Here is a 25,720-nt window from a genome sequence, read left to right on the forward strand (position 1 = left end):
CCTCGTTATCCGGGCGGGTCGTGGAGCGGTTTCCTTGTTTTCTGGTCATGCCCTATTTCTCCTTCCCGTGGCCCAGGAACATGGCCCGGTCACCCCAGGCGGCAGCGTCCAGCGACTTCACTCGATTGGTCTTGGCGAACCGCTCGAAGGCGGCCAGGGCCGGCACCACCAGGCCGAGGATGCCCTTGGTGGCCTTGTGCATGGTCTTGACCAGGTCGTCGGCCACCTCGATCTCACAGAGGGTCCGGGTGACCAAGCGCGTGTCCTCCAGGTCGCAGGGGTCGAACCGGACCCGCTGGGTGATGCGCCGGGCGAACTGCGGGCGGCGGACCAGCTTGGAATCGATGTCGGCCATGCCCACCACCAGCACCGGGACCATTTCGATGTCGTGGATGTCGCGCAGGGCGTCCAGCATCCGGGCGTCGCGCAGGAGGTAGTCGCCCTCGTCGATGATGATGGGGCGCGGGTTCTCCTTGAGGAACTCGCAGATGATGCCCAGCTTCTGGTAGCTCTTCGCCGGGGCGTCCACGCCCAGGTTGAAGCAGATCGTGTCCAGGAGGGTGGCCAGGGTGAACGTGCTGTTCGCCCGGAAAAGGACGGCCTTTTCCTTGGCCACGGTGTGGGCCAGGGTCATGGTCTTGCCGGTGCCGGGGCGTCCGTAAAGCAACCCGAGCCCAGGGACGCCTTCATCCCGGTTTTCCAGCGCTTCCAGGGCAGAACGCAGCTTGAGCACGTTCTTGACGGGAACGAGGTGGTATTTCATTGCAGCTCCTTGGATGGCCCCGAGTTAAGGGGCGGAGTGGATGGGGGTCAACGTGCCGCGCCGTCGCGGCGGTAGTCCTGGAGGAGGGGCTTGAGACTCTTCCCCTCGGATGTCTTCTCGAATTCGCAGATCCATTCCCGGTCGTCGTCGGTCAGGTCTTCCCCGGCGGTGAACATCAGGAGGCGGCGGTACTTGTCCATGGCCTCCTCCGGCTGCTGGAGGGCCTTCTGCTCCTCAACCGCAAGCAGCTCCCGCTGGCGATTCAACTCGGCAGGGTCCAGGTGCTCTTCCGGAGACTGGGCATCGCCCAAGGTGGGAAGTTCCAGGGGCTTCAGGTCCAACCCATGCATGCCGGCCTCGATCTGGAGGGCTTCCGCCCCACGCCGGGCTGCCTTGATGAGGCCCCTCTGGCGGCGTTCCAGGAGCTTGGCGTAGCGCAGAGCCACGACGTCCGGGCAATCATCGGTTTCCGCAGTGCGCTCGGCACCCAGCTCGGGCCCATCGGGCACGAAGGTCAGTTCGCTTAGGAACGCCCCGCCTCTGCACAACCAGGCCTTGGAGACCTTCCAGGGCCAGATCCGGACTTCCAAGCCGTCGGCCTGCAGGGTGTCCAGGATGGGCGAATGGTAGCGGAACACCTGGCCTTCGATCCGGGCCTCCACGAACCCCCTCACCAGGCGTCCCTTGAGGCTCGGCAGAACGCGCCATTCCTGGCCCTGCCGGACGAACCGGGGGTGGTCGGCTCCCAGTTCCTCCACCAGGCTCTGGCGGGCCTCGGAGAGGGCCGCAAGGGGCTGGATCCGGTGGCGCTGGACGGTCCGGACGATTTGGAGCCGCTCCTGGAGCCATACGGCCAGCTTCTCCTTCAAGCTGGCGACCGTTTCATAGGCGCCCGTCTCATGGGCTTCCTTCAAGGGGTCCCCGGGCCTCCGGCTGGGGTTCCCCCCGACGTAGGCCGGGAGCCGGGCCGCCATGCTCTGGCTCAGGGTCCGGAAATCCCTTTCCACAGGCTTGGACCGGGAATTGTAGGGGAGTGCAGCCCGCCAGAGGGCCTGGCCATCCTTCCAGTTCATTCCCAGCTGCTGGAAGTAGCCGTAGGTGTCCTCATCGCCCATGAACAGGTCGTTTACGACCTCAGAGCCGTTGTCCGTCTGGATGGATTCGGGGATGACTCCCGTCCGGATGATGGCCTCGGCAATGGCCATGTAGACCAGATACCGATTGAGGCTATTACCCATCTGAATGCTGAGGTAGGCCCCGGATCCCACGTCCCGAACCATGTAGAGCTTGGGCCGGAAGGGCTTCAGTTCTTCGCCGGGAAGCGGCTTCTCCCACAGGGTCAGCGCGTCCCAGGTGTGGCCGTCGATGGACCAGCACTGGTAGGGGAGGCTGGGCTTCCGGCGCACATAGGGACCGAAGTCGGTCAAGGCCTTGCGTTCACCCTTGAGGAGGCCGGCCACCACCACCGGGTCCAGGCCGGAAATCACACGGCGGACGGTGTTCTCGCTGATGTCGTGGCCCTTCTTGCGGAGCACGTCAGCCGCGCCACGGAACGACTTCACGTAGCCGTAGGCCCCCAGGATCTCCTCCTGGAGCGCGGGGTTCTTGTCCGTGAGGCGCTCCCGACCAGCGGCGTAGGACTTAGGCTGGAGCGTCATCCCGAGGGGATCCGCGCAGCTGGCCTTCCACCACCGGGCGATGGTCTCTGAGGAAGGGACTTTCCCCAGCTGGGCCAGGACGGCCCGTCCATCCTCAGATCCAACGAGCCAAGCCACGGCCTGCTCCAGGATCCACTTCGGCAGGCCGCCCCGGGCCTTCTTGCGCTCGAATTCCGTGAGGGTGCGGAGGGGGGTCCGGATCGTCGCGTCCAGGAGGTGGAGACGCGCGTTCATGACCTTTTGTGCGTTGTCCATCACCTCGGGCTTGGCCCGCAGGACGACCTGGTGCTCATCCCTTTTATATAGAGGGCGCGGCGTGTGGACGAGCTGCGCCTCGTAAACACGACGCGTTGCGAGTTGGCGGCTCTCCCATTCCTGGAGAGCTTTTGGATAGGCGTTGAAGAGAGACTCAGGCTGAACGAAATATTCCTCACGCCCCTTATTCCGACCAGATTCCGCGACCCTCGGGACGGCCTCCAAACGGCCCGCGGAAATAGCTTTACGGATATTTCGGGCATCGATTCCAGCAAGGTCGGAAGCTTCAGAAACCGAAAAGCCAGGGACCTGAACGCCGGATACGGCGGACCCTGTCTGGCGGGAAGCCAATTCGACAACGCCTTTGTTATTAGTTGCTTCGATCGTCGGACCCGGGTCCGACGATAGAGCAGAATTCGCCGGATCCGAGCAAATTGCCGGGTCCGCTGATCCCTTCGCGACAGTCCGGGGCGTCATCTGACCACCTCGGCGCGTCCCCAAATGCGTCCTGCTTCCATTTGTAAGCAGGCGGCAATTGCATCCTCAATTGCCTGATCGCTACGCTTTCGGTCTATGACCTGATGGACATAAGAATGGCTGACAGCGCGCTCTCGCGCAAAACGCATGATGTCCACGCCCCGGAATTTAAGGAGGGCACGAACCGTTTCCGGCTTTAAGGTGCCATCGGAGTTGACACCCTCTGCCATAATGCGTTGCACATCTTGAGTACTTTGAAGCCAGACAAGGGGATCTCCGGACAGGCCGGAGGCTAGTCTCTTGTCTTGAGACTTTTTCGCCATCATCCTATTCCTCTAGGTTTGCTTTCACCTGTGATCAGGCATACGCAAGCCTAGGATTCGACAGTCTAATCGGTCAACAAAAATCTTTCGATTTTCTAAAGGCCACCAATACGTGGAAGCACACGAACGACTAACCCTTCTCATCGGTGAACTTAACCTGGACGGCAAGCGCCTGGCTGAGTCTCTTGGCGTGAGCGGGGCCTCGATTTCCGATTGGAAGTCCGGAAAGCAACCAATTAGAAAGGCTATCTGCCTTGCACTTCAAGCATTATATGGTATCTCATGGACGTGGATTCTCGACGGAACAGGTCCCAAATGGGCCTTCCGTCCCTCCGGGAACGACCACACGGACCAGCTCGTCTTCATTCCTCGAATCAATCCGGAAAGGGGATTCGCACCAAGTGGCATTGTGATTCCCCCTGACAAGGCCTCTCCGGGCACCCCATTCCAACGATCTCTCCTTCAGGCCATCCTGAACGAATGTGGCGCCGGCACAGTCTCCGACCTGTTCATTGTGGACTGCGAAGGAGATGCCATGCGTCCAACCATTCAGGAAGGAGACCTGGTCCTGATAAACACCGCCATGCAGCTCCGCCGTAGTCCAAAGTCCAAAGCGATGTTTCTCGTCAGGAACAATACCCAAGGCGGTGCCACCAGGATCAAGCGGGTTCAGGATTTCGAGGAATCCAGATTCATTCGCCTAACCGTCGACTCGCCTGGCTACCTGCCCCTTGACCTTGAGACCGAAGACACCCCCACTCCGTGCTTGGTTCTCGGCAGAGTCTGCTGGATCTCTCGAAACGTCCTGAAGAGCGAGCACCTTTCAAGGAACTGGTGAACGTCTCCATACATATATATACTGGATGCAAAATTTAGGTGTCTATAGGTCTAAAAAATTATGGCGCACATGCCCGAAAACATTTTGGCGCACTATTCGCACAAAACAACCTTAAAGCAGAGGCGGTTAGCCTTACTGTCCGGCAAGGGCCCTCCATCCACCCGCGCGAAGGTCTAAAAAATTATGGCGCGTTTAAGAAACGGGTCCGGCGCAGCTCCCCGCACGAAAATTAAACGCCTGGGCACGACCACGGCAAAAATTATGGCGCACTGAGGCTGCGGATTGAGTACAACCCGCAAAACATTTTGGCGCACCCTCCGACATCACTTTCCGCCCAAAAGGCCCGTCCCGACTCGATCCAGGCCCGGTCCACCCCAAGCCCGAGGTACGCAATAATTCTGGCGCACAACACCAATTGGAAGATCCGTTCTCGCTTGTGACACCAGACCCCTGGTGTCACAAAAAAATGGAGGTCGACCTCGTGGTACGTGGAAAGCCCCGAAACCGCAAGGTTTCGGGGCTGCATTTCGAGTGGTGGTTCCTCAGGGACTCGAACCCTGGACCCTCTGATTAAGAGTCAGATGCTCTAACCAGCTGAGCTAAGGAACCGACTCGGAGCTTTCAGTCTACTCTTCATGCTGCGAAACGCAAGAAAAAATGCGGCGGGTGCGGCGTTGCGCGGGGTTCGGGGGTGGGGTTGGCCATGGATTTTCCAGGCGCGTCCCGCTGGACTCTGGCAATCGTGGATGCATGGCGGCTTCCGGCCTAGGGCTTACCGCAGCAGCGTTTGTACTTCTTGCCGCTGCCGCAGGGGCACAGGGCGTTGAGGGCGGGGGTTCCGGGGCGGGGGGTGCCCTGGCGGGCGAGGATCGTCTGGAGGGCTTCGGGGGCGAAGGTGGGGAGGTCGTCCCTTGGTTCCTCGTCGGCGTAATCCTCGTCGCCGGGCCAGTGGAGTTCCTCCAGGGACAGCAGGGCGTCCTCCACGAGATGGTTGGTGAGGAGGAAACGGCGGCGCTCGTGGGCGTTGTGCCGGGTGAGCGCCTCCTCCAGTTCGTCGGCGTCCACCAGTTCGCGGTCCACGCGGCCCCGGGCGCAGGCGTCGCGCAGGCGCGGCAGGAAGGGGGCGAAGCCGGCGGTCTGCAGGGCGATGACGAGGAAGGCCCAGGCAAGGGGATCCTCGGCGGGGCCGCGGGACTCGAAGGCGCTGAGGAGGGCGTCGTAGATGGCCATGAGGCGCTTCTCGGGGAGGTGGCCCTGGAAGGACTGGACCAGGAGCGCGTCCATGGCGGCGCCGCGCACGTAGGGGTCCAGGTCGGCGTCGGCCGCGGCGGCCTCCAGGACCTCCGGCGTGCCCAGGGAGAGGGAGGCCAGGAGGGAGGGCATGCCCTCGGTGAGCAGGTCGCCCAGGAGGGCGTCCTGGGTGTCCACGGGCAGGCGCAGCAGGGCCATGAGCGGGGCCAGCGCCCGGGGTTCCCTGAACTGGGCGAGGAGGTACAGCGCGAAGAGGTGGGCGTTGGACTCGGAGGCGTCCAGGTAGGCCCCGGGATCGGCCGCCACCTCCTCCAGGATCGTCAGGAGGCCGGGAATGACGGCCTCGGGCTGCTCCATGGCCTCCAGCAGGGCGGCCTCGGGAAGGCCGCTGCAGGGGAACTCGAGTTCGGCGAGGATGTCCGACGGTGTCATGGCGTGCCCTCCGGGCACCTCATGGTAGCTGGAACCCCGTGAGGTCGAGGAACTCAGTGGTGGCGGTGTACTTGTGGATCAGGCAGATGCGCCCATCCGGCATCAGGCCCATGGCCTGGACGTCGCCGTGGGCGGCGGGAAGCAGCCGGCTGGTCCCGCGCGCGGGATCGAGGAGGGCCAGGGCGTTCCGGTAGTCGTTGTAGCCGTATTCCAGCCAGCCGCTGACGAGGAACCGTCCGTCCCCCAGGGCCAGGACGTTGGAAAGGTAATCCAGCGCGTCGTAGTAGCGGACGCCTGTGGAGGTGGCCAGATCCACCACATGGCCTTCGACTTGCCGGAGCAACACCGCCTGGCCTCCGGGCAGGGCCCGTACGAAGGACGGAGCGGCGGCGTCGATGGTCACGGAAAAATTCTTCCAGACGAAGGTGGCGGGATCGAAGAGAAGGGCGCGGCCGGAGCCGGCCACCAGGACGCGGCCACCCTGGACCTGGCCCGCCGCGAACCAGCTGTCGAAGGGCTGCGGCGGCGCGGGCATGGCCTTGGAGAGGCCGGTGGCGGGATCGAAGCACTCGCCCCAGGCGGCGCCCGGGGTGGAGGCGCCGCCCAGGACGACCACCTTCCCGTCGTCGAGACGCACGGTGGTGGGGGCCCGCCGCGGGGTGACCAGCTTTCCCGCCGCGGACCAGGTTCCCGTCGCGCCCTCGAAGCGCTGCACGAGGTCGAGGGTGGCGCCGCCCCCCCAGACGTTCTCCACGTAGCTGAACCCGCCGAAGGCCAACGCTGAGCCGTCGGGAAGGGGTTCCACCGCCATGCCCGAGCAGGGCTGGACCAGGGGTCCGCCGGTGGTGATGGCGCCGGTGGTCGGTTCCAGCAGCTTCGGCGCCAACCTGCCCAGGCCATCCACCACCAGGAATCGGCCGTCGGTGAGCGCCACGAATTCCGAAAAGGGATTCACCACCGGATGGCGAAGCCCGGAGTACGGGCCCGGAGCCCCGCCGAGGGGATCGAAGACGTTGACCCGGCGGGCCTCCTCGGCCTCGCCGCCCGCGAACAGGATCCGGCCGTCGGGAAGGGCCAGGGTGGCGGCTTCGAAAGGCTGGACGCCATTCCGGCCGTGGTGCCAGAGGATCGCCTCGTTCTCCGCCGGAAGGGCGCGGAGCGCAGCGGGATCGTAGAGGATTCCCGACCGTGTCTGCAGGACCAGGGTCCGGGTGTCCGCCAGACGGCAGATGGCGTACGGGCCCGGGTACGGGGCGGCCAGGGGGGGCAGGCCCGCGTCGGTGAGGCTACCGTCGGAAGGGTCCACCGTGTCTACGCGGGTGACCGAGCCCCAGCCATAGTCCATCGGGCCCTTCCCCCCCCAGAGCTGCACGCGGCCGTCCGTTCCCAGGAAGGCCCTGTGGCCCTCGCGCATGGTGTTCCACTGGCCGGGAAGCAGCGTCGTGGTCCCGGTGGCCGGGTCGAAGCGCTCGCAGGTGCCGAGGACGGACCCGGTGTGCGGGTCTCCGCCTGAAATCAGGACGGTCCCGTCGCCCAGGAGGGTCAGGGCGTGGCCGGTGCGCTCCTTGCGCATCGCCACATCCTGGAACGCCTCCGTGGCCGGATCGAAGAGGTAGAGCCGCCTGAAGGCGGTGAAGAGGATGCGTCCGTCGGGCAGCGGCAGGGCCTGGGCCGGATCGAGGCAGGGAGTGGCGGGAGCGGGCGCCCGCAGGGGCCGGAACGTCTCGGTGGACGGTTCGAAGATCTCCGCCGTGGCGCCGTAGAGGGTCGGCATGAGAAGGACGGCTCCGCCCGGGAGCGCCAGGGCGCAGGCGGAGGGGTTGATCGCCATGCGCGCCGAGGCCATGGACGCGGAAAGGGTCCGGGAGGTTCCGGTGGCCGGGTCGAAGATCTCTGCACCGGCCAGGGGCGGGCGCGCACCTGAGGTGTCCAGGTCCCGGGACCCGCCGCCGGCCACCAGCACCTTGCCTTCCGGGAGCAGGGCCAGGAGCGGGTTCACCCGGGGCGAGGCCAGGGAGCCCGCGAATTTGAATGCGCCCCGGGAGGCCATCCGCAGGGTGTGCTCGGCGGTGGCCTGGGAGCCCGAGCCGTTGTCGACCCTGAGTTTGTAGGTCGTCGTCGCTTCGGGACCCAGTTCCACGGGCACGCCGGAGCCGAAGGTGCCGACGGAAGGGGTGAGAGACGCGGTGCCCCCGGACCAGGCAACAGTGAGCTGCGCGCGCTCACCGGGGTGGATCACTTCCGGGCTCAATGCGAAGGCGTCGATGGAAGGCGGAGCCACCACCTTCACGGTCACCGAGGCCTGGGCGGTCCGCACGGGATTGCTGGCCGTGAGGGTGTAGGTGGTGTCCTCGGGCGGGGCCACCATCCACTGACCCCTGGCGAACCGGTCCGAAAGGACCGAGCCGATGCCCGGTTCAAGCGTCGCGGCGGTGGCATTGCGGAGGGTCCACCCCAGGGTCGCGGTCGCTTCCCGGGTGATCGAGGCCCCGCTGGCGGTGAGCGTGACCTCGGGCGCATCCCACACCTTGAGGTCCAGGCTGCGCGTGACGGAGGTCCGGGCGGCGTTGGTGACGGTGAGGGTGTAGGTGGTGCCGGCGGTGGGCCTCACGGTGACGGGGAGGCCGCTCTGCACCGCGCCCACGCCCGGGGAGATGGTGGCCACGCCGTCGGTGAACACGGCGGTGAGCTCGGCCTTGGGGTCGCGGGCGTCCAGGTCCATGCTGCTGGCCGTGAAGGAGGTGACGACGGGCGCCGCGATGACGGTGACGGTGGCGGTGTCCTTCCGGGAGCTGTCGTACTGGCTCGTGAGGACCACCGAGTAGGTTCCGGGGGAGGTGGGCGCGGTGTAGTGGCCCCCGTACTCGTAGGGCGGCGGGAGCTGCCCCGCCTGGGCGATGGTCCCGCCCGAGCAGCCCCAGCTGATGCCGAAGTCGGTCGTGTAGTTCCCACCCGGGATGACCAGGCTGAAGGAGAAATCGTAGCTCTCCCCCGCGGTGAGCGTCAGGTTATGGGGCGAAAGGCTGATGGTGACCGGAAGCTTGGGCTTGGAGCCCGAACCGCCCCCGCCGCAGGAGACGAGGATGGGCAGGGTGAGGAACAGCGCTCCAAGGGGGAGCTCGGGCATACGCATCGGGGTCCTTTCGTGACGGGCGGCCTATGGGGGCAATGGGGGAATACCCCATCATTCCATCCCCGCGACCGCCCACGCAAGGTCCCTACCCGTCCAGGCCGTGGTCCATGTTCATGCCCTTGCGCACCTGGCGGAGCGTGGCCACGCCTTCCTCCCGGGCGCGCGCGATGCCGCGGCGCAGCACGTCCTGCACGTAGGCGGGGTCCTTGGCATAGCGGGCGCGGCGCTCGCGCATGGGGGCGAGGTGGGCGTTGAGGGCCTCGGTGAGGGCGGCCTTCAGCTTGCCGCCGCCGCCGTCGCCGATGGCGTTCGCGATGGACTCGGGGGCCTCGCCGGTGCAGATGGAGATCAGGCGCAGGAGGTTGGCCACCTCGGGACGGTTCTGGGGGTCGTAGAAGATGTTGCGGTCGGCGTCGGTCTTCGCGCCCTTGATCACCTTGGCCGTCTCCTCGGCGGTCATCTTGAGCATGATGGTGTTGCCGCGGCTCTTGCTCATCTTCTGGCCGTCGGTGCCCAGCACCAGGGGGATGTCCGAGAGGAGCGCGTCGGGGATGGGGAAGACCGGCGCGTCCGGGGCGAAGCGGTCGTTGAACCGCCGCGCGATCTTGCGGGTGAGCTCCAGGTGGGGCAGCTGGTCCCGGCCCACGGGCACGACGTTGCCCTTGCAGAAGAGGATGTCGGCGGCCTGGTGGATGGGATAGGTGTACATGAGGGCGTTCACCTGCTTGAGGCCCGCGGCCTTGATCTCCTCCTTGACGGTGGGATTGCGGTCCAGCTCGGCGGTGGTCACCAGGTTCATGAAGGGCAGCAGCAGCTGGTTCAGCTCGGGGATGTGGCTATGGCTGAAGAAGAAGGTGCGGCCGTTCTCGGGATCCAGGCCCGAGGCCAGGTAGTCCAGGATCACCTCGCGCACGTTGGCGCCCACGTTCTCGGCGCTGTCCCGGTCCGTGAGCACCTGGTAGTCGGCGATCACGATGAAGGTGGTGGCGCCCAGTTCCTGGATGCGCACGCGGTTGGCCAGGGTGCCGAAGAGATGGCCGATGTGCAGGGGGCCCGTGGGACGCTCGCCGGTGAGGACCCGGTACTTGGACGGGTGCTTGGGGAGGTCCTCCCAGATGGCCTGGCTGCGCCGGGAGGCCTCCAGGAAGGTGGCGGACTCGCCTTCGACGTCTTCGGCGTTGGTGATGAATTTCTCTTCCATTCCGGCTCCGGTGGGGGCTCAGGCTCCGAGCAGGAGCCGGGCCAGGGGGGTGATGTACAGGACGTCCGCGACGTAGAAGAAGGGACTGAGGATCGTGGTGATGACCACCGGCAGCACCAGGAAGCACACCAGGAGGACAATGGTGATGGTGGGCTGGATGCGGTCGAAGGTGGGCAGCATTCGGTGGGGGAGGAAGCCCCGCAGGATGCCCGCGCCGTCGAGGGGCCCGAAGGGCAGCAGGTTGAAGATGGCCAGGCCGATGTTGATGATCACCAGGCGCCCCAGGAGGGTGATGGCCAGCGCCGTGCCTGTGCCCATGCCGGGCACCTCCATGAACCGCTCCACCGGATACTGCATGGAGGCGAAGAACCAGTTCAGGCGAACCATGGGATTCTCCGGCCCCACCAGACGGATCAGGACCGCGAGGATCACCAGGAACACCAGGGACTGGACCATGTTGGAGGCGGGCCCCGCGGCGGCCACCATGGCGTAGCCCACCCGCATGGGGTACCGGCGGGTGAGCCGGCCGGGATCCACCGGCACGGGCTTGGCCCAGCCCAGCACCCGGATGCCGGAGATCATGCCCAGCAGCGGCAGGATGAGGGTGCCCAGGACGTCGATGTGGGCCACCGGGTTCAGGGTCATGCGGCCCAGGCGGGCCGCGGTGTCGTCCTCGAGGTAGTACGCCGCGGCGGCGTGGGCGGCCTCGTGGACGCTCAGGGCGAACAGGATGGCCACGTACGAGACGAGGATCGTGGCGATATGGATGTTGTCGAACAAGGGTCCCCCAGGACCCCCATCATAGCGTCAGATGACGATCGTCTCCTTCACCAGATCCCCTTCCCGGAACCGGCTCCACCGCAAGGGCGTGAGATCGATGCTGCGGTAGCCTCCGGTCATGACCAGCTCGGCCAGGCCGATGCCCACCGCGGGGCTCTCCATGGCGCCGTGGCCGCTGTAGCCCACCTGCAGGAGCAGGCCGGGGTGGTTGGCGTGCCAGCCCAGGATGGCGTTGTGGTCGGGACCGGTGGTGTCGTAGAGGCTGGCCCAGCCGCTCTTGAGCTTGCAGGTGGCCGTGGAGGGCATGCGCTCCTGCATGACCAGGTTGATCTCCTCCACGTAGTAGTCGGGCTCGAAGGTGGTGTCCAGGCTGTCGGGGGTGTCGGGCTTGGCCTTGCCGATGAGGAGGTTTCCGCTCTCGTACTTGAAGTAGATGCCCTGGTCGATGATGGTGAGGGGGATGTCCTGCCAGCGCGGGTCCTGGTCGGGGAAGTCGGTGAGGAACATCATGCGCTTCTGGGCAACGATGGGCATGAGATCCTCATCCGGGCACCCGGAGCGCTTCAGGAGGCCGTTGGTCCAGGGGCCCGAGCACAGGGCCACCAGCCCCGCCTCCAGGGTCTCCCGGCCCCCGGGGCCCGTGACGGTGAGGCCCGTGGCCCTGCCCGCGGCGTCGAAGACCAGGGACTCCACCTCGGTGCGCAGTTCCAGCCGGGCCTTGCCCGGGTGGTCCTTGAGGGCCCGCTCGAAGTAGCCCACGGCGGCCTGGCTGGGGTCGAAGCTCCCGCAGTCCTTGCCGAACACGCCCCCGGCGATGGCCTCCATCCCCAGGAACTCGCGCACGTCGGGGTCCACGGCGTCCACGGAGCAGCGCAGGCCGGGGATCATGGCCTCCACCTGGGCGGGGGTGAACAGCTCGAAGTCCACGCCGTTGGCCTTCCAGATCTCCGCGGCGGCGGGGACGCGGCCCCAGGCGTCCTTGTAGTAGGTGAAGAGGTAGCCGCTCTGGCGGAAGCCGATGCCCACGCCCATCTCGTCCTGGAAGGATTTGAGGATCGCGATGCCCCGGGTGCAGAGCTGCTGGTTGATGGGCGTGGTCCAGAGGTTGCGGAAACCGCCCGCGGAATAGGCGGAAGCCCCGGTGGCCACGGCGTCCCCGCGGTCCACCACCAGGATCGACCCCGTGAAGCCCTGCTTCAGGAGGTTGTACACGAACGAGCCCCCGCCGATCCCGGCGCCCACAACGATCACATCGAATCTGCGCAACGTGTCCTCCGCGAAGGAGAGTATGGCCGGATCGCACCCCTCCCGTCCAAGGGCGGCCGTCACAAGTAACCCGTGTGAAACGGGGCCCTTCCCGGCTATCCTGGGACGTTCAACGCACCCCGGAGCCCGTTATGTACCTGAAGGACAACCCCCCCTCAGTGTCGAGCCATGGCAGGACGGTCATCGGGTTCAACTGGATCGGCGGCCGGGAGGTGGAAGGCGACCTGCCCTCCTTCGATTCCAGGTCCCCCATCGACACCCGGGACACGGTGGGTATCTTCCCCGAATGCGGGGAGCGGGACGTGGAGAAGGCCGCCAAGGCCGCCGCGGCGGCCCTCCCCGCCTGGAGCGCCATGCCGGCCCCGCTGCGCGGCGCCCTGGTGGGGCGCATCGGCGAGGCCCTGGCCCTGCACAAGGAGAAGCTGGCCGCGATCATCACCCGCGAGGTGGGCAAACCCATCCGCGAGGCCCGGGGCGAGGTGCAGGAGACCATCGACCTCTGCCACTACCTCCAGGGCGAGGGCCGGCGGCTGCTGGGCCAGGTGATCCCCTCGGAGCTCCCCGCCCGCACCATCACCGTCCACCGGCGCCCCCTGGGCGTGGTGGCCGTCATGGCCGGCGGGATCTTCCCCCTGTCCACCCCGGCGGCCCGGATCATCCCGGCCATCCTGTGCGGAAACACGGTCGTGTGGAAGGCTTCCGAGGACGCGCCCACCATCGCGTACCTCTTCGCGCGGTGCATGATGGACTCGGGCCTGCCGCCGGGGGTCGTGAACATCCTCAACGGCAAGGGCCGAACCGGGTGCGGGAAGCACGTGGTGGCGGGCATGGACAAGGGGTTCTACCAGAAGTTCTGCTTCTCGGGCGCCACCACCCAGGGCCGGCTCATCGCCGAGGCCGCGGGCCGGAACCTCCTGGTCCCCAGCCTGGAGCTCAGCGGGAAGAACCCCATGGTCGTCATGCCCGACTGCGACCTGGCCAACGCTGTGAAGGGGGCCCTGTGGGGCGCCTTCGGCTCCGCGGGCCAGCGCCGCACCTCCCTGGGCAACATCATCATCCACAAGGACATCTACGACCGGTTCAAGGAGGCCTTCCTGGCGGCGGTGGCCGACCTGGAACTGGGCAACCCCATCAGCAACCCCGACGTCTTCTACGGCCCCCTGATCAACGCGCGGTTCGCCAAGGCCTTCGAGGAACACTGGCACGGCGGGCTCGAGGAGGGCGCCACCCTGCTCTGCGGCGGCGCGCGGTGGAACGAGGAGAACCGCACCGCCAAGGTGCACGGCCCCCTGGCCAAGGGCCACTTCGTGCAGCCCTGCGTGTGGGAAGGCGTGACCCCGCAGATGAAGCTCTTCCAGACCGAGATCCTCGGCCCCACCGTGAACCTGTGCAGGGTGGAGAGCTTCGAGGAGGCCCTGGCCTGGGCCAACGCCACCCCCTACGGCCTGAGCAGCGCCATCTACACCGCCGACCACGCCCTGGCGCAGCGGTTCGCCCGGGAGGTCCGCGCGGGCCTGACGTCCATCAACAACGCCACAACCGGCTCGGAGGTCCACGTGCCCTTCGGCGGCATGGGCTGGAGCGGAAACGGCACGCGGGAGGCGGGGCCCGGGGCCCTGGACGCCTACAGCCGGTGGCACGCCGTGAACGAGGACGCCTCAGGGGACCTGCAACTGGCGCAGATCCACACGGACTACGCCATCAAGCACACCTACGAAGCGAGCAACTGGGACAAGCTCTAGTTCTGGAACCTCCGGGGCCGCCGCGCGGCGGCCTTCGCGGCGGTGCGGGCCTGGGCGCGGGCCTCGTCCGCGGCCGTGCCGTGGCGCCAGAGGGCGGGGAAGGTCTTCTGGAAGTCCACGGTCCACAGCAGGCGCCTCCGGTGGCGGTCGCGTCCCAGGCGCCAGCGGCCCGGATCCCGGAACCGGAACAACGGAAGCCGTGCGGTCTCGATGCGTCGGGCGGCATGGGGCATGGCCATGGCGGACCTCCTGAAGGGAAGCGGCGGGATGGGGCGTGCGGGGTGGAGGGGAGGGTTCGGGCTGGGGTCCTGATTATGAGTTTAATTAAAGGCTAATTGATGTCAAGACTCCATCATTGTTGATTTTTGGGTACCGATCCCCGGCAGTCCCTGAATTGGCCCTTCAGACAGGTCGCCAATCCAATGAACGCATCATTCACAACCCCTGCGCTAAGCTGGAGCCATGCGATCCCTGCCCGTCCTGCTCTCCCTCGCCCTGCCCGCCCTGGCGGCGGCGCCCCAGATCCGCGTGGGGCTGGACACCCAGGCCCTGGAATGGACCGTCAGCCTTGAGGGCGGCGGCGAGGTGCGCGACCTGCAGGGCCGGCGCATCCTCAAGCTGGCCGAGGGCGAGAAGCTGAGGATCTGGTGGGACAGCCGCGGGGAGGCCGATCCCACCGACGAATACCGGGTGCAGGTGGGCACGGCCATGGGCCTCGAGGAGGCCACGGCCACCCTGAAGAAGCTGGCGGCCCTGGGCGAGCGCCCCGACCGCGTGGCGGTGCCCGACGGCGGCACCTGGCGGGTGCTGACGGGGCACTTCGAGAGCGCGAAGGAGGCGGAGCCCATCCTCGAGAAACTGGCCGCCCAGGGTTTCGACGAACTGTGGGTCTCCACGGAAAAGCGCAAGGGGGCGCCCCGGAAGGCCCGCGCCCTCTACGCCGTGACCGAACGCTACGAGCGCCTGCCGCTGCCCAACGCCGGGGTGCTCCTGCAGCCCGCCGGCGAGCTCACCACCCTGGTGGGCAAGGGCCGCTACCGCGGCGCCATGCGCATCGTCCCCAACGCCCAGGGGCGGCTTTCCGTGATCAACACCCTCGACCTGGAGACCTACCTGAAGGGCGTGGTGCCCCGGGAGATGGGGGCCTGGGAGTATCCGGCCCTGGAGGCGCTCAAGGCCCAGGCCGTGGCCGCGCGCACCTACGCCTACGTGAACCTGGGCAAGCGTGCCAAGGACGGGTTCGACCTCCTGGACACCGTCGCGGACCAGGTGTACGGCGGGCGCGACGGCGAACAGTCCCTCACGGACCGGGCCGTGGCTGAGACCGCGGGCCTCATCGCCACCTACGGCGGCCGGCCCATCCAGGCGCTCTTCATGGCCGACTCGGGCGGCGCCACCATCGACAACACCTTCGTCTTCGGCGACGGCAGCCCCTACCTCAAGGGCGTCTCCAACTACGCGGCCGCGCCCCGCACCCTCACCTTCAAGGGCTCCCTGGCCCCGGCGGGCGACACGCCCTGGCTCACCCCCGAACTGCTTCGCCTGTGCGCCGCGGGCCTGGTGCCCACGGCCTTCCTGGACTCCGCCCGCATGACCCAGCCCGCGCGCATGGACGACCTGCGCGCCCCCGTGGCCGCCCTGGCGTCCCGGCTGGGCCGGCCTCCGGTGGCGCCGGAGCGCAACCTCCTGCTGTGGATGGCCCGTTCCCTGGGCTTCGCGGACCTGGTGGACGGCCAGGAACGCCCGGAGGACGCCCGCTACTTTCTGGGCGACGCGGTCCCCGGGATCGCCGACCAGCCCCTGGCGTCCTTCCTGGCCCGCCGCGGCATCGCGCCCCCGGCCCTGTGGCGCGTGGCGCCCACCCTGGGCCAGGCCTTCCAGGTGCTGGGGCGCCTCTGGCAGGAACTGGAGCCCGCGGAATTCCTGGAAGGCACCCTGCTGCGCGACGGCCAGGTGCGCGTGAAGAACGGCGGCCCGGGCCCCCTTGCGCTGGCGCCTTCCATCCTGGTGGCCGAGGAGGCCCCCGGCGGCAGCCTGCGCCTGGTGGCCGAGAGCGCGGTGCAGGTGGGGGACCGGGTGCGGTGGATCCCCGCTTCCGGGGGCTCGCCCCTCCTGGTGCGCCGCCTGGACCCGGACGGAACCTCTCTGGACCGCTACAACCCCACCGCCCACTGGAAGGTGGAGATCAAGGAGGCCGACCTCCTGGACAGGCTGCGCACCCGCGCGGGCATCAAGGAGGTGAAGGGCTTCGAGTTCACCCACAACCCCCAGGGCCGGGTCACCGACATGGTGGTGCGCGACGGCCGGAACCGTCCCCACCGCTTCCGGGGCATGCACATCCGGAACCTCCTGGGGCTCAAGGACAACGTCTTCCGCATGACGTCGGTGGGGGAAGCGCCCTCCCGCCGCTGGATCATCTACGGCCGCGGCTGGGGCCACGGCGTGGGCATGGACCAGACGGGGGCCTACGGCATGGCCCTGGAGGGCTACACCTTCGACGGCATCCTGAAGCACTACTACCAAGGGATCCAGCTCACGCCCATCGGGGAGTGACCTGGGATAATCCCATCCCATGAGCCCCGTGTACAGCCTCGGCCCCAGCCCCGCCTTCCCCGACCCCCGTTTTCCGGACGAAGAGGGCCTGCTGGCCGTGGGCGGGGACCTCTCGGTGCCCCGGCTCCTGGGCGCCTACCGCCTGGGCGTCTTCCCCTGGTACGGCGAAGACTCCCCCATCCTCTGGTGGTCCCCCCCGGAGCGCGCCATCCTCCTGCCCGGCGACGAGCACCTCTCCCGCAGCACGCGCCGGGCCCTGGACCGCCATCCCTTCGAGGTGCGCATCGACACCCGGTTCGCCGAGGTGGTGGAGCACTGCGCCCGGGTGGAGCGCCCCGGCCAGGACGGCACCTGGATCACCCGGGAGATCCGGGAGGGCTACCTGGCCCTGCACCGGGAGGGCTACGCCCACAGCTTCGAGGCCTGGCGTGGCGGGGAGCTGCGCGGGGGGCTCTACGGGGTATCGCTGGGGGCGGCCTTCTTCGGGGAAAGCATGTTCACCCTGGAGAGCTACGCGTCCCGGGCGGCCTTCGCCGGCCTGTGCCGGGTGGCCTGGGGCTGGGGCTTCCACTTCATCGACGGCCAGGTGCCCAACGCCAACCTGGAGGACCTGGGCGCGCGGGTGGTGACCCGGGACGCCTTCCTGGCGCGCCTGTCACAGGCCCTGAAGGTTCCCACCCGGCGGGGGCCGTGGACGGAGCCGGGAAGCCTCGCCGCCGCCGCCCGGCTATGATGGAGCCCATGCTCCCCATTCCGCCGCTTCCGGCCTCCTGGCCCTATGCGCCCCGCGTTGCGGCGCCCTGCCCCCCTCCCCGGGCCGGCGCCCGGCTCCCGGGACTGGACGGCGCGTGGGACCTCGCGGCCCCGGCGGACCTGGCGTTCCAGGGGGACCCCGAGCCCCTGGGCGGCTCCTTCGGGCGGGGCGGCGTCTACCGGGTGGGGGACGTGGTGCTCCGGCCCTACCGCCGGGGCGGCCTCGTCCGGCACCTGAACGCGGCGATCTACCCGGCCCCGGACCGCTTCGCCCGGGAATACCGGGTCCACCGGGCCCTGTGGGAGGCCGGCTTCCCCACCGTGGAGCCCCTGGGATGGGCCCACCGGCCCCGGCTCTGGGGGTGCGAGGGGGTCTTCCTCACCCGTTACGCGGGGGGCACGCCCTGGCCCCGCGCCTGGGACGAGGCCGCCCTGCCCCGGGTGCGGGCCCTCCTGGAGGCCCTGTGCGCCTGGGGGCTCTACGCGCCCGACCTCAACGCCACCAATTTCCAGGTGCTGCCGGGCGGGGAGGTCCTGGCCCTGGACTGGGACAAGGCCCGGTGGCTTCCGGGCGAGGACCTGGCCGAGCGGTACCGGGAGCGCCTGGCCCGCAGCCTCCGCAAGCTCGGCGCGCCGGCGGAATATGTGATCTAATGCCTCGTTCCCAGCAGGTTCGATATCGGATATCCTTGTCCGAATAGGAGTTTGACCATGGATTGGAGAGATCGTCTCACGGTGTGGTTCCGGCACGCCTTCTTCTACGGCGACAACTGGGTGAGCATCTGCGCGGGCATCCTCACGACGGCCACGGGCTTCACGCTGCTGTGGTCCTGGTTCCGGGAACTGGCCAGCCCGCACTCGGCGCTGCCCTACGTGGGCATCCTGCTCTTCGTGCTGCTGCCCCTGCTGTTCCTGGTGGGCCTCTTCCTGATCCCCTTCGGCATGTGGCTCAAGTACAAGCGCCTGACCAAGGCCGGCCAGGCCCCCGAGGTCATGCCCAAGATCGACCTCTCCACCCGGCACATCCGCAAGGTCCTGACCGTGGTGGCGGTGGCCACCTTCCTCAACATCGCCCTGCTGGGCGTGGCGACGGTGCGGGGCGTGGAATACATGGACTCCAGCAAGTTCTGCGGCCTCACCTGCCACACGCCCATGATCATGGAGTACCGGGCCTTCGTGGACTCGCCCCACTCCCGCGTGGGTTGCGCCCAGTGCCACATCGGCCCGGGGGCGGACTCCTTCATGCGGGCCAAGCTCGCCGGCGTGCGCCAGCTGTTCGGGGTCGTGTTCAACAACTACCACCGGCCCATCCCCAGCCCTGTGGAAAGCCTCCGCCCGGCCAAGGAGACCTGCGAGTCCTGCCACTGGCCGCAGAAGTTCCACGGCAACAAGATCCTCGTGAAGACCCACTACGGCGACGACATCGCCAACACCCCGGCCATCACCGTGCTCATGCTCAAGATCGGCGGGCGCAGCGGCGAGGCCAACACGGGCATCCACGGGCGCCACATCGACACCTCCGAGCGCATCACCTACTCCAGCGCCGACGAGCGGCGCCAGGTGATCCCGCGGGTGGTCTACCGAGACGACAAGGGCCAGATGGTCGAGTACGTCTCCACCGACACCAAGCTCACCCCCGAGCAGCTCGCCAAGCTGCCCCAGCGGAGCATGGACTGCGTGGACTGCCACAACCGTCCCACCCACGCCTTCGAGAGCCCCGAGTGGGCCATGGACCGCCGCATCCAGGAGGGCCTGGTCAGCCGGGACATCCCCTTCATCCACAAGAAGGGCGTGGAGGTCCTCAAGGGCGAGTACAAGGACCAGAACGACGCCAGCGTCCGGATCCCCAAGGCCCTGGTGGACTTCTACCAGGCCAACTACCCCGAGGTCTACCGGGACAAGAAGGCGGTGATCGAGGCCGCCGCCGTGGCCGTCAAGGACGCCTACCTGCGCAACGTCTCGCCCGAGATGAAGCTCACCTGGGGCACCCACCCCAACCACATCGGCCACCAGGACGGCGGGTGCTTCCGCTGCCACGACGGCAGCCACGTCAGCAAGGACGGCAGGACCATCGCCGGCGACTGCGACACCTGCCACACCATCCTGGCCCAGGACGATCCCAACCCGAAGATCCTCCAGGACCTCGGCACGAAGTAGGCAGGAAGGCTCCCGGCGACGGGAGCTTTTTTTTGGCATCCTGGTAGACATGCAGCGCCCCGTCGACATCGCCGTCCACAAGTTCAGGGAGAAGGCCTCGGTCTTCCTGACCGAACTGCACCCCGCCCCGGACGCCGCGGCCCGGGAGGCGATCCTGGCCCGGCTGCGCAAGCGCGACTTCGACGCCAACCACCACTGCGCGGCCTGGCGGGAGCTGGGCGGGGCCCAGGGCTCCGACGACGACGGGGAGCCCTCGGGCACCGCCGGCCCGCCCATGCTCCGGGTCCTGGAGGGCGAGGGCCTGGTGGACGTCCTGGCCGTGTGCATCCGGTGGTTCGGGGGCACGAAGCTGGGCACGGGGGGCCTGGTGAGGGCCTACACGGAGGGCGTCCAGGGCGCCATCGCCCAGGCCCGGGAGCAGGGCCTCCTGGAGACCGTCAGGGCCTGGCGGGTGGGGGCCATCACGGCGGACGCCGGCCAGGCCCACCTGCCCTTCTCGGTGCTGGGGGCGTTCCCGGAAGCGGAGATCCTGGGCCAGGACTTCCGCGGGGACCAGGCCGTCCTGAGGTTCCGCCTGCCCCTCACGGCCGACGGGGCCCGGGAGAAGGCCCTCGCCGCCCTCTGGCTGGAACGGAGCCGGGGCGGATGCGTGGACTGGGAATAGGGACCGTTCGCCGATCCGGGTCCGGCGTTCGCCGAATGGCCCCTCCCCCGGGACCCGGTGGCCCGTAGCCTGGGTGCAGGGAGGTTGGAACCATGGAACTCATACAGGGCGTCATCCAATGCTGCCCCGTGGCCCTCTGGTGGTTCTCAGCGTTGCTCACCCCGACCCTGGTCGCCTTGATCCCCATGAACAGCGCGCAGAAGAGTGGCCGCTCCTGACGATCTGCTAGGCTTTACCGGAGAGATCCATGCAAACCATGAATGAGACCCCCTCCCAGCAACCGACCTCCACCCGCCTGTGGATCGGCATCGCCATCATCGTCTTCGGCATCCTCGCGGCCCTGGACAACCTGCCGTTCGTGCGCGACCACGACCACTTCTTCCTGAACTTCTGGCCCGTGATCCTCATCGTCGTGGGCATCGGCAAGGTGAGCCGCGGCGCAGTGGAAAAGGGCATCTCCGGCTACCTCTTCATGCTCGCCGGCGCCTTCCTCCTGGTGCACAACTTCGGCAGCGACAGCCTGATGGAGGCCCTGGGGCCGCTCTTCATCGTCGCGGTGGGCGTCTTCCTGGTCACCAAGGCCCTGCGCAAGAACCGGGGAGTCCCCGCGGACCTGGCGGCGCACGAGAGTTTCATCTCCTCCACGGCCATCTTCGGCGGCAACAAGCGCCGGGTCACCCACCAGGACTTCAAGGGCGGCGAGCTCACGGCCATCTTCGGCGGCTTCGACCTGGACCTGCGCCAGGCCACCATCGAGGGCAACCAGGTGCGGGTGGACGTCTTCGTGCTCTTCGGCGGCGGCGAGATCAAGATCCCGCAGCACTGGGCGGTGTCCATGAAGGGCACGGCGATGCTGGGCGGCTTCGAGGACAAGACCCTCCACATGCCTTCGGCCGAGGGCGACGCCCCCCGGGTCCACCTGGTCGTCACGGGCCTGGTCCTGTTCGGCGGCCTTACCGTAATGAACTGACGTGAATCCCATTACCAGCAGCCGCGCGCGACTGGGGACCTACCTCCTGGGGTGGGTCCCCGTCGTGGCGCTCCTCACCTTCGTGGCCATGAGCCAGGGCTGGCACCTGGCCGAGGCCCTCGTGCTGGGCGTGCCCATGTGCGCGGGGGGGGCCTTCCTGTTCCTGACGTCCTGGTACCTGTGCCGGGCCCTGCCGCTGCGGTCCACCCGCGTGGGCAGCCACTGGACCGCCTGGATCCTGGCGGCGGTGATCATGGCCTCCCTCTGGGCGGGGGCGGGCGTGGCCCTGGCCTGGTGCCTGGACCGGCTCACCCCCCTGGCCGGGCTGCACCACCGGGCCCTGGCGGCCCTGCCGACCCTGCTCGGCATCGGCGTCGTCCTCTACCTGGCCACCCTGACCCTGCACTACCTCCTGGACGCCGTGGACCTGGGCAAGCTCTCCGAGGCCCGGGAGGCGGAGTTCCGCATCCTGGCCCAGGACGCCGAGCTGCGGGCCCTCAGGGCCCAGCTCAACCCCCACTTCCTGTTCAACAGCCTCAACTCCATCAGCGCCCTGACCACCATCGACCCCCCCAAGGCGCGGTCCATGTGCATCCTCCTCTCGGATTTCCTGCGCGGCAGCCTGCGCCTGGGGGAAAAGCGCCTGGTCTCCCTTTCGGAGGAGGTGGACCTGCTCAAGGCCTACCTCTCCATCGAACAGATCCGGTTCGGCAGCCGGCTCCAGGTCCAGTGGGACCTGGACCCGGCCACCCTGGCCGAGGAGGTCCCCGCCCTGCTGCTGCAGCCCCTGGTGGAGAACGCCATCAAGCACGGCATCGCCGGCCTCACCGAAGGCGGCGTGGTGCGCGTGGCCTCCCGGCGGGAGGGCAACGTGCTCGAGCTCGTGGTGGAGAATCCCGTGGACGCCGACACGCCGGTGGTGCCGGGCCTGGGGCTGGGGCAGCGGCAGGTGCGGAGCCGGCTCCAGATGCGGTACGGGGACCGCATGCGTTTCGAGGCGGGCACGGTGGACGGGATCCACCGGGTCCGCATGGTCTTTCCGAGCGAGGTCAAGCCATGATCGAGAAAACCTACAAAGCCATCGTGGTGGACGACGAGGACCTGGCCCGGGCCATCGTCGTGGAGCACCTGGGCGTCCACCCCGAGATCCGGGTGGTCGCCAGCTGCGCCAACGGTTTCGAGGCGGTCAAGGCCGCCACGGAGCACAAGCCCGACCTGCTGTTCCTGGACATCCAGATGCCCAAGCTCAACGGGTTCGAGGTGCTGGAACTGCTGGACCCGCAGCCCACGGTGGTCTTCATCACCGCCTACGACCAGCACGCCCTCAAGGCCTTCGAGGTGCACGCCGTGGACTACCTGCTCAAGCCCTTCGACGCCGAGCGCTTCGAGGAGGCCCTGGTGCGGGCCAAGGCCCGGTGCGACCAGGGCGCCCCCGCCGGCCCCCAGCCCGCGGAGCTCTCGGACGCCGCGCGCAGCGACTGGCCCCTGGACCGCCTGGTGGTCAAGGACGGCACCAAGGTGACCCTCATCCCCCTGGCCAAGCTGGACTACGTGCAGGCCCAGGACGACTACGTGCTCCTGAAGACCCCGGAGAAGAGCCACCTCAAGCAGCAGACCATCTCGAGCCTGGAGACCCGCCTGGACCCCAACCGCTTCCTGCGCATCCACCGGAGCTTCATCATCCAGCTGGACCGCCTGGCCCGCCTGGAGCAGACGCCCTCGGAAAGCTGGGTGGCCGTGCTGCACGACGGGACCCGCCTGCCGGTGAGCAAGAGCGGGTACGCCCGCATCAAGACCATGCTGGAGAAGGGCAGCGTCTGACCGGGCGAAGGCGGGGATGCGGTCCGTCCGCACGCTTTGTGCCGCATAAGGGGTTGCATATGCGCCCGGATCGGCATCAAAGGTCCGGAGGAACGCATGGCCACGTCCCGTTTTTTAACCCAGGCCCCCCCCATTGCCGCCCGTGTGGTGCTTGGCCTGCTATTTGCGGTCACCGGGCTGAACGGCTTCCTGGACTTCCTGCCCCGGCCCACCGCGCCCATGCCCGAAGGCGCCGCCGCCTTCGCGGGGGCGATGATGAAGACGGGCTACCTGCTCCAGCTCCTGGCGGGAACCCAGCTGGTGGCCGGCGTCCTGCTCCTGGTGGGGCGCTTCGTGCCCCTGGCCCTCACCCTTCTGGCGCCGGTTATCGTCAACATCATCTGTTTCCACGTTTTCCTGCTGCCTGCGGGCATCGGGCCCGGGGTCCTGGCGCTGGTCCTGGAACTCTACCTGGCGTGGACCCGGCGCGCGGCCTTCCGGGCGATGCTCGCCGCCCGGTGAACGGACCCGCCGGGGCATCCCGGTTGACGGGGCTGCGGATCAGGCCAGGCCGGAGACGTCGCCGGCCGTGAGGTCGGCGTAGGTTCCGCCGCCCAGTTCCACCCTCAGCCGGCCATCGCCCAGCCAGCCCACGCAGACGCCCGATCCTTCCTCCCACCGGATGGCATCCCCTGCCCCGGGCCAGAGGAAGGGCGGCACCCGCATGACCTCCAGGTCCTCCCAGGCGTCCAGGATGTCCCGGGCCAGGGCGGGCGCCTGGGGGACGGGCCCCGGGGCAAGGTCCCGGAGGCAGGCGGGGGGGATCCGCCGGCCGGGGATGGCGGGGGCCTCCTCCAGATTGACGCCCAGGCCCAGCAGGACCCGGTTCCCCTTGGCCTGGCCGATGATCCCGCCCACCTTCACCAGGCGGCCGTCCTTGCGCGCCACCAGGTCGTTGGGCCACTTGAGGCCCAGGGGGGCGCCGGCGGGCTCCAGCACTTCCACCACGGCCGCCATGGCCCTCTGGAGGAGGAGGCCGGGGGGAACCCGGGGCGCCGGCAGGTACGCGGAGAGCCAAAGACCGGCGCCGGGGCGGCTCACCCAGGTGTTGCCGGCCTGGCCCCGGCCCAGGAGCTGCTCGCCGGCGAGGACGCCGCAGCAGCCCAATTCCGGGTGGCGCTCCAGGAAGGCCTGGGTGGAATCCACCACCCCCAGGCGGATCAGCGGGAGGGGCATGGCTTGCGGTTCTTCAGCCAGAGGATGCGCAGGCCGTCCAGGGTGAGGTCGGGGGCCACCTCGTGGACGAAGCGGCTGGCGGGGACGATCACCTTGGCCAGGCCGCCGGTGGCCACCACCTTGGAGCCCGGGTACTCGGCCAGCAGGCGCTCCAGGATGCCGTCCACCTGGCCCACGTAGCCGTAGAAGAGGCCGGACTGCATGGCCTGGATGGTGGAGCGCCCCACGAGGCGCTCGGGTTCGGCGATCTCCACCCGGGGAAGCCGGGAGGCGCGCTGGAACAGGGCCTCGGCGCTGATCTTCAGGCCGGGACAGATGATGCCGCCCAGGTACTCGCGCCGGTCGTTGACCACGTCGAAGGTGGTGGCGGTGCCGAAGTCCACGGCGATGAGCGGGGCGCCGTAGGCCTCCAGGCCCGCCACGGCGTTGACGATGCGGTCCGCGCCCAGCTCGGCGGGGTTGTCCAGCAGGACCTTGAGGCCGGTCTTGATGCCGGGCTCGATCCACAGGGGCTCTGCCTTGAAGTAGACCCGGAGCCAGGCGTCCAGGACCGGGTGCAGGGGCGGCACGACGCTGGAGATGACCACGTGGCGGATGGCGGCCGGGTCGATCCCGGCGTGCTTGAGCAGGGCCAGGCTGGATAGCCCGTACTCGTCCACGGTGCGCTCCCGGCTCGTGGCCAGGCGCCAGGAATGGACGATGGGGCCGTCCTCACCGGCGGACAGGTCGAAGATGCCCAGGACGATGTTGGTGTTGCCGACGTCCACGGCCAGCAGAAGGCTCATACGTGCTCCACGTTCAAGGATCTCCCACAATGCCGGCGCAAACAAACGGGTCGCGGGAGGGCATCGGGAACCCCATCGGTTCCTTAGGCGGGTAATGGTGCGGGCGGCGCGCTGATGCCTTCCTTCCAGTGCTTGCGGCACAGGGCGGTGTAGCTCTCGTTGCCGCCGATGAGCACCTGGGGCCCTTCCATGACCACCTTGCCGTCCACGATCCGGGCGTTCATGGTGGCCTTCTTGCCGCACCAGCAGATGGTCTTGAGTTCCTCGATGCGGTCGGCGAGGGCCAGCAGGGCCGCGGACCCCGGGAACAGCTCGCCCCGGAAGTCCGAGCGCAGGCCGAAGGCCATGACGGGGATGCCGGTGCGGTCCGAGAGGTCGCAGAACTGCGCCACCTGCGCGCGGGTGAGGAACTGGGCCTCGTCGATGAGGATGCAGTTGGGCACGCCCCGCTCGGCCACGGTGGCGGCGTGGAGCGCGTCGATGTCGGTGTCGGGCTTGATCATGGCGTCCACGGGGGCTTCCAGCCCGATGCGGGCGCGGATGAGGTTGGCCCCCGCGCGGGTGTCCACGCTGGGCTTGTACAGGTGAACGCTCTGGTGGCGCTCCAGGTAGTTGTAGCGCACCGTGAGCACCTGGATGCTCTTGCCGGCGTTCATCGCGCCGTATCGGAAGAAGACAGTCAC

The 25,720-nt window shown here is 68.2% G+C and carries 24 protein-coding genes and 1 tRNA gene; 12 read left to right on the forward strand and 13 right to left on the reverse strand.

What is annotated here, in order from left to right; genetic code table 11:
• Positions 1–52 precede the first annotated feature (52 nt).
• The 3 genes from ACZ5LB_RS08265 to ACZ5LB_RS08275 all read right to left on the reverse strand — a co-directional run bounded on the left by ACZ5LB_RS08265 (position 53) and on the right by ACZ5LB_RS08275 (position 3,479).
• Positions 53–763, reverse strand: a complete 711-nt coding sequence (locus ACZ5LB_RS08265; protein ID WP_464605710.1) for an AAA family ATPase — start codon at positions 761–763, stop codon at positions 53–55.
• Between the two features lie 47 nt (positions 764–810).
• The gene (locus ACZ5LB_RS08270) at positions 811–2,676 is read right to left on the reverse strand and encodes a hypothetical protein (RefSeq protein ID WP_464605711.1); all 1,866 of its coding nucleotides are present in this window, start codon (positions 2,674–2,676) and stop codon (positions 811–813) included.
• 473 nt (positions 2,677–3,149) lie between these two features.
• Positions 3,150–3,479 (reverse strand): hypothetical protein, encoded by a 330-nt coding sequence (locus ACZ5LB_RS08275; RefSeq protein WP_464605712.1) that lies wholly within the window; start codon positions 3,477–3,479, stop codon positions 3,150–3,152.
• 109 nt (positions 3,480–3,588) lie between these two features.
• On the opposite strand from ACZ5LB_RS08275, the gene ACZ5LB_RS08280 reads away from it, so the two are divergent.
• A complete protein-coding gene (locus ACZ5LB_RS08280) occupies positions 3,589–4,314 on the forward strand; it encodes a LexA family transcriptional regulator (protein WP_464605713.1) in 726 nt (241 codons plus the stop codon).
• Between the two features lie 532 nt (positions 4,315–4,846).
• Here ACZ5LB_RS08280 and ACZ5LB_RS08285 read toward each other — a convergent pair.
• The 6 genes from ACZ5LB_RS08285 to ACZ5LB_RS08310 all read right to left on the reverse strand — a co-directional run bounded on the left by ACZ5LB_RS08285 (position 4,847) and on the right by ACZ5LB_RS08310 (position 12,377).
• Positions 4,847–4,923: transfer RNA gene (locus ACZ5LB_RS08285), tRNA-Lys, on the reverse strand.
• Between the two features lie 156 nt (positions 4,924–5,079).
• Positions 5,080–5,997 (reverse strand): DUF1186 domain-containing protein, encoded by a 918-nt coding sequence (locus tag ACZ5LB_RS08290; protein ID WP_464605714.1) that lies wholly within the window; start codon positions 5,995–5,997, stop codon positions 5,080–5,082.
• A 19-nt stretch (positions 5,998–6,016) separates the two neighbouring features.
• Positions 6,017–9,124 (reverse strand): Kelch repeat-containing protein, encoded by a 3,108-nt coding sequence (locus ACZ5LB_RS08295; RefSeq protein WP_464605715.1) that lies wholly within the window; start codon positions 9,122–9,124, stop codon positions 6,017–6,019.
• Positions 9,125–9,215: 91 nt separating this feature from the next.
• The gene (trpS, locus tag ACZ5LB_RS08300; RefSeq protein WP_464605716.1) at positions 9,216–10,331 is read right to left on the reverse strand and encodes a tryptophan--tRNA ligase; all 1,116 of its coding nucleotides are present in this window, start codon (positions 10,329–10,331) and stop codon (positions 9,216–9,218) included.
• A gap of 18 nt (positions 10,332–10,349) precedes the next feature.
• Positions 10,350–11,111, reverse strand: coding sequence for a site-2 protease family protein (locus ACZ5LB_RS08305; protein ID WP_464605717.1), 762 nt, complete (start codon positions 11,109–11,111; stop codon positions 10,350–10,352).
• A gap of 27 nt (positions 11,112–11,138) precedes the next feature.
• The gene (locus ACZ5LB_RS08310; RefSeq protein WP_464605718.1) at positions 11,139–12,377 is read right to left on the reverse strand and encodes an NAD(P)/FAD-dependent oxidoreductase; all 1,239 of its coding nucleotides are present in this window, start codon (positions 12,375–12,377) and stop codon (positions 11,139–11,141) included.
• A gap of 131 nt (positions 12,378–12,508) precedes the next feature.
• On the opposite strand from ACZ5LB_RS08310, the gene ACZ5LB_RS08315 reads away from it, so the two are divergent.
• Positions 12,509–14,119, forward strand: coding sequence for an aldehyde dehydrogenase family protein (locus tag ACZ5LB_RS08315; RefSeq protein ID WP_464605719.1), 1,611 nt, complete (start codon positions 12,509–12,511; stop codon positions 14,117–14,119).
• Here the strand turns inward: ACZ5LB_RS08315 and ACZ5LB_RS08320 are convergent.
• Positions 14,116–14,358: a hypothetical protein gene (locus ACZ5LB_RS08320; protein WP_464605720.1), complete on the reverse strand. Its 243-nt coding sequence runs from the start codon at positions 14,356–14,358 to the stop codon at positions 14,116–14,118. The genes ACZ5LB_RS08315 and ACZ5LB_RS08320 overlap by 4 nt on opposite strands.
• Positions 14,359–14,581: 223 nt before the next feature.
• Here ACZ5LB_RS08320 and ACZ5LB_RS08325 point away from each other — a divergent pair, with 223 nt between their 5' ends.
• The 10 genes from ACZ5LB_RS08325 (at position 14,582) to ACZ5LB_RS08370 (ending at position 23,538) form a co-directional block, all read left to right on the forward strand.
• Positions 14,582–16,672 (forward strand): SpoIID/LytB domain-containing protein, encoded by a 2,091-nt coding sequence (locus tag ACZ5LB_RS08325; protein WP_464605721.1) that lies wholly within the window; start codon positions 14,582–14,584, stop codon positions 16,670–16,672.
• A 19-nt stretch (positions 16,673–16,691) separates the two neighbouring features.
• Positions 16,692–17,405 carry a leucyl/phenylalanyl-tRNA--protein transferase gene (gene aat, locus ACZ5LB_RS08330; protein WP_464605722.1) on the forward strand — a complete coding sequence of 238 codons (714 nt, stop codon included), beginning with the start codon at positions 16,692–16,694 and terminating at the stop codon, positions 17,403–17,405.
• Positions 17,406–17,413: 8 nt separating this feature from the next.
• Entirely contained in the window at positions 17,414–18,079 is a 666-nt protein-coding gene (locus ACZ5LB_RS08335; protein WP_464605724.1) for a protein kinase family protein, read from the forward strand.
• 57 nt (positions 18,080–18,136) lie between these two features.
• Positions 18,137–19,582 (forward strand): NapC/NirT family cytochrome c, encoded by a 1,446-nt coding sequence (locus tag ACZ5LB_RS08340; RefSeq protein ID WP_464605725.1) that lies wholly within the window; start codon positions 18,137–18,139, stop codon positions 19,580–19,582.
• Positions 19,583–19,631: 49 nt separating this feature from the next.
• A complete protein-coding gene (locus ACZ5LB_RS08345; RefSeq protein ID WP_464605726.1) occupies positions 19,632–20,246 on the forward strand; it encodes a YigZ family protein in 615 nt (204 codons plus the stop codon).
• 92 nt (positions 20,247–20,338) lie between these two features.
• On the forward strand, positions 20,339–20,464 hold the full coding sequence (locus ACZ5LB_RS08350; protein ID WP_464605727.1) for a hypothetical protein: 126 nt from the start codon (positions 20,339–20,341) through the stop codon (positions 20,462–20,464).
• Between the two features lie 29 nt (positions 20,465–20,493).
• On the forward strand, positions 20,494–21,216 hold the full coding sequence (locus ACZ5LB_RS08355; protein ID WP_464605728.1) for a LiaF transmembrane domain-containing protein: 723 nt from the start codon (positions 20,494–20,496) through the stop codon (positions 21,214–21,216).
• Position 21,217: 1 nt separating this feature from the next.
• Positions 21,218–22,276: a sensor histidine kinase gene (locus ACZ5LB_RS08360; RefSeq protein WP_464605729.1), complete on the forward strand. Its 1,059-nt coding sequence runs from the start codon at positions 21,218–21,220 to the stop codon at positions 22,274–22,276.
• Positions 22,273–23,037: a LytR/AlgR family response regulator transcription factor gene (locus ACZ5LB_RS08365; protein ID WP_464605732.1), complete on the forward strand. Its 765-nt coding sequence runs from the start codon at positions 22,273–22,275 to the stop codon at positions 23,035–23,037. The genes ACZ5LB_RS08360 and ACZ5LB_RS08365 overlap by 4 nt, the downstream gene beginning before the upstream one ends.
• Before the next feature lie 96 nt (positions 23,038–23,133).
• Positions 23,134–23,538, forward strand: a complete 405-nt coding sequence (locus tag ACZ5LB_RS08370; protein WP_464605734.1) for a DoxX family membrane protein — start codon at positions 23,134–23,136, stop codon at positions 23,536–23,538.
• 39 nt (positions 23,539–23,577) lie between these two features.
• Here the strand turns inward: ACZ5LB_RS08370 and ACZ5LB_RS08375 are convergent, their stop codons facing one another.
• The 3 genes from ACZ5LB_RS08375 to ACZ5LB_RS08385 form a co-directional block, all read right to left on the reverse strand.
• Positions 23,578–24,252 carry a biotin--[acetyl-CoA-carboxylase] ligase gene (locus ACZ5LB_RS08375; RefSeq protein WP_464605736.1) on the reverse strand — a complete coding sequence of 225 codons (675 nt, stop codon included), beginning with the start codon at positions 24,250–24,252 and terminating at the stop codon, positions 23,578–23,580.
• Complete coding sequence (locus ACZ5LB_RS08380) at positions 24,237–25,037, reverse strand: type III pantothenate kinase (protein ID WP_464605738.1); 801 nt, start codon at positions 25,035–25,037, stop codon at positions 24,237–24,239. The genes ACZ5LB_RS08375 and ACZ5LB_RS08380 overlap by 16 nt, the downstream gene beginning before the upstream one ends.
• Before the next feature lie 83 nt (positions 25,038–25,120).
• Positions 25,121–25,720: a thymidine kinase gene (locus ACZ5LB_RS08385; RefSeq protein WP_464605739.1), complete on the reverse strand. Its 600-nt coding sequence runs from the start codon at positions 25,718–25,720 to the stop codon at positions 25,121–25,123.

The sequence above is a fragment of the Mesoterricola sp. MK458 genome (assembly GCF_055384935.1).

Bases quoted from the DNA above. Each gene is read 5' to 3' on its own strand.
- ACZ5LB_RS08265 (WP_464605710.1), bottom strand. From the start codon at position 763: ATGAAATACCACCTCGTTCCCGTCAAGAACGTGCTCAAGCTGCGTTCT.
- ACZ5LB_RS08270 (WP_464605711.1), bottom strand. From the start codon at position 2,676: ATGGACAACGCACAAAAGGTCATGAACGCGCGTCTCCACCTCCTGGAC.
- ACZ5LB_RS08275 (WP_464605712.1), bottom strand. From the start codon at position 3,479: ATGATGGCGAAAAAGTCTCAAGACAAGAGACTAGCCTCCGGCCTGTCC.
- ACZ5LB_RS08290 (WP_464605714.1), bottom strand. From the start codon at position 5,997: ATGACACCGTCGGACATCCTCGCCGAACTCGAGTTCCCCTGCAGCGGC.
- ACZ5LB_RS08295 (WP_464605715.1), bottom strand. From the start codon at position 9,124: ATGCCCGAGCTCCCCCTTGGAGCGCTGTTCCTCACCCTGCCCATCCTC.
- trpS (WP_464605716.1), bottom strand. From the start codon at position 10,331: ATGGAAGAGAAATTCATCACCAACGCCGAAGACGTCGAAGGCGAGTCC.
- ACZ5LB_RS08315 (WP_464605719.1), top strand. From the start codon at position 12,509: ATGTACCTGAAGGACAACCCCCCCTCAGTGTCGAGCCATGGCAGGACG.
- ACZ5LB_RS08320 (WP_464605720.1), bottom strand. From the start codon at position 14,358: ATGGCCATGCCCCATGCCGCCCGACGCATCGAGACCGCACGGCTTCCG.
- ACZ5LB_RS08325 (WP_464605721.1), top strand. From the start codon at position 14,582: ATGCGATCCCTGCCCGTCCTGCTCTCCCTCGCCCTGCCCGCCCTGGCG.
- aat (WP_464605722.1), top strand. From the start codon at position 16,692: ATGAGCCCCGTGTACAGCCTCGGCCCCAGCCCCGCCTTCCCCGACCCC.
- ACZ5LB_RS08335 (WP_464605724.1), top strand. From the start codon at position 17,414: ATGCTCCCCATTCCGCCGCTTCCGGCCTCCTGGCCCTATGCGCCCCGC.
- ACZ5LB_RS08340 (WP_464605725.1), top strand. From the start codon at position 18,137: ATGGATTGGAGAGATCGTCTCACGGTGTGGTTCCGGCACGCCTTCTTC.
- ACZ5LB_RS08345 (WP_464605726.1), top strand. From the start codon at position 19,632: ATGCAGCGCCCCGTCGACATCGCCGTCCACAAGTTCAGGGAGAAGGCC.
- ACZ5LB_RS08350 (WP_464605727.1), top strand. From the start codon at position 20,339: ATGGAACTCATACAGGGCGTCATCCAATGCTGCCCCGTGGCCCTCTGG.
- ACZ5LB_RS08355 (WP_464605728.1), top strand. From the start codon at position 20,494: ATGCAAACCATGAATGAGACCCCCTCCCAGCAACCGACCTCCACCCGC.
- ACZ5LB_RS08365 (WP_464605732.1), top strand. From the start codon at position 22,273: ATGATCGAGAAAACCTACAAAGCCATCGTGGTGGACGACGAGGACCTG.
- ACZ5LB_RS08370 (WP_464605734.1), top strand. From the start codon at position 23,134: ATGGCCACGTCCCGTTTTTTAACCCAGGCCCCCCCCATTGCCGCCCGT.
- ACZ5LB_RS08375 (WP_464605736.1), bottom strand. From the start codon at position 24,252: ATGCCCCTCCCGCTGATCCGCCTGGGGGTGGTGGATTCCACCCAGGCC.
- ACZ5LB_RS08380 (WP_464605738.1), bottom strand. From the start codon at position 25,037: ATGAGCCTTCTGCTGGCCGTGGACGTCGGCAACACCAACATCGTCCTG.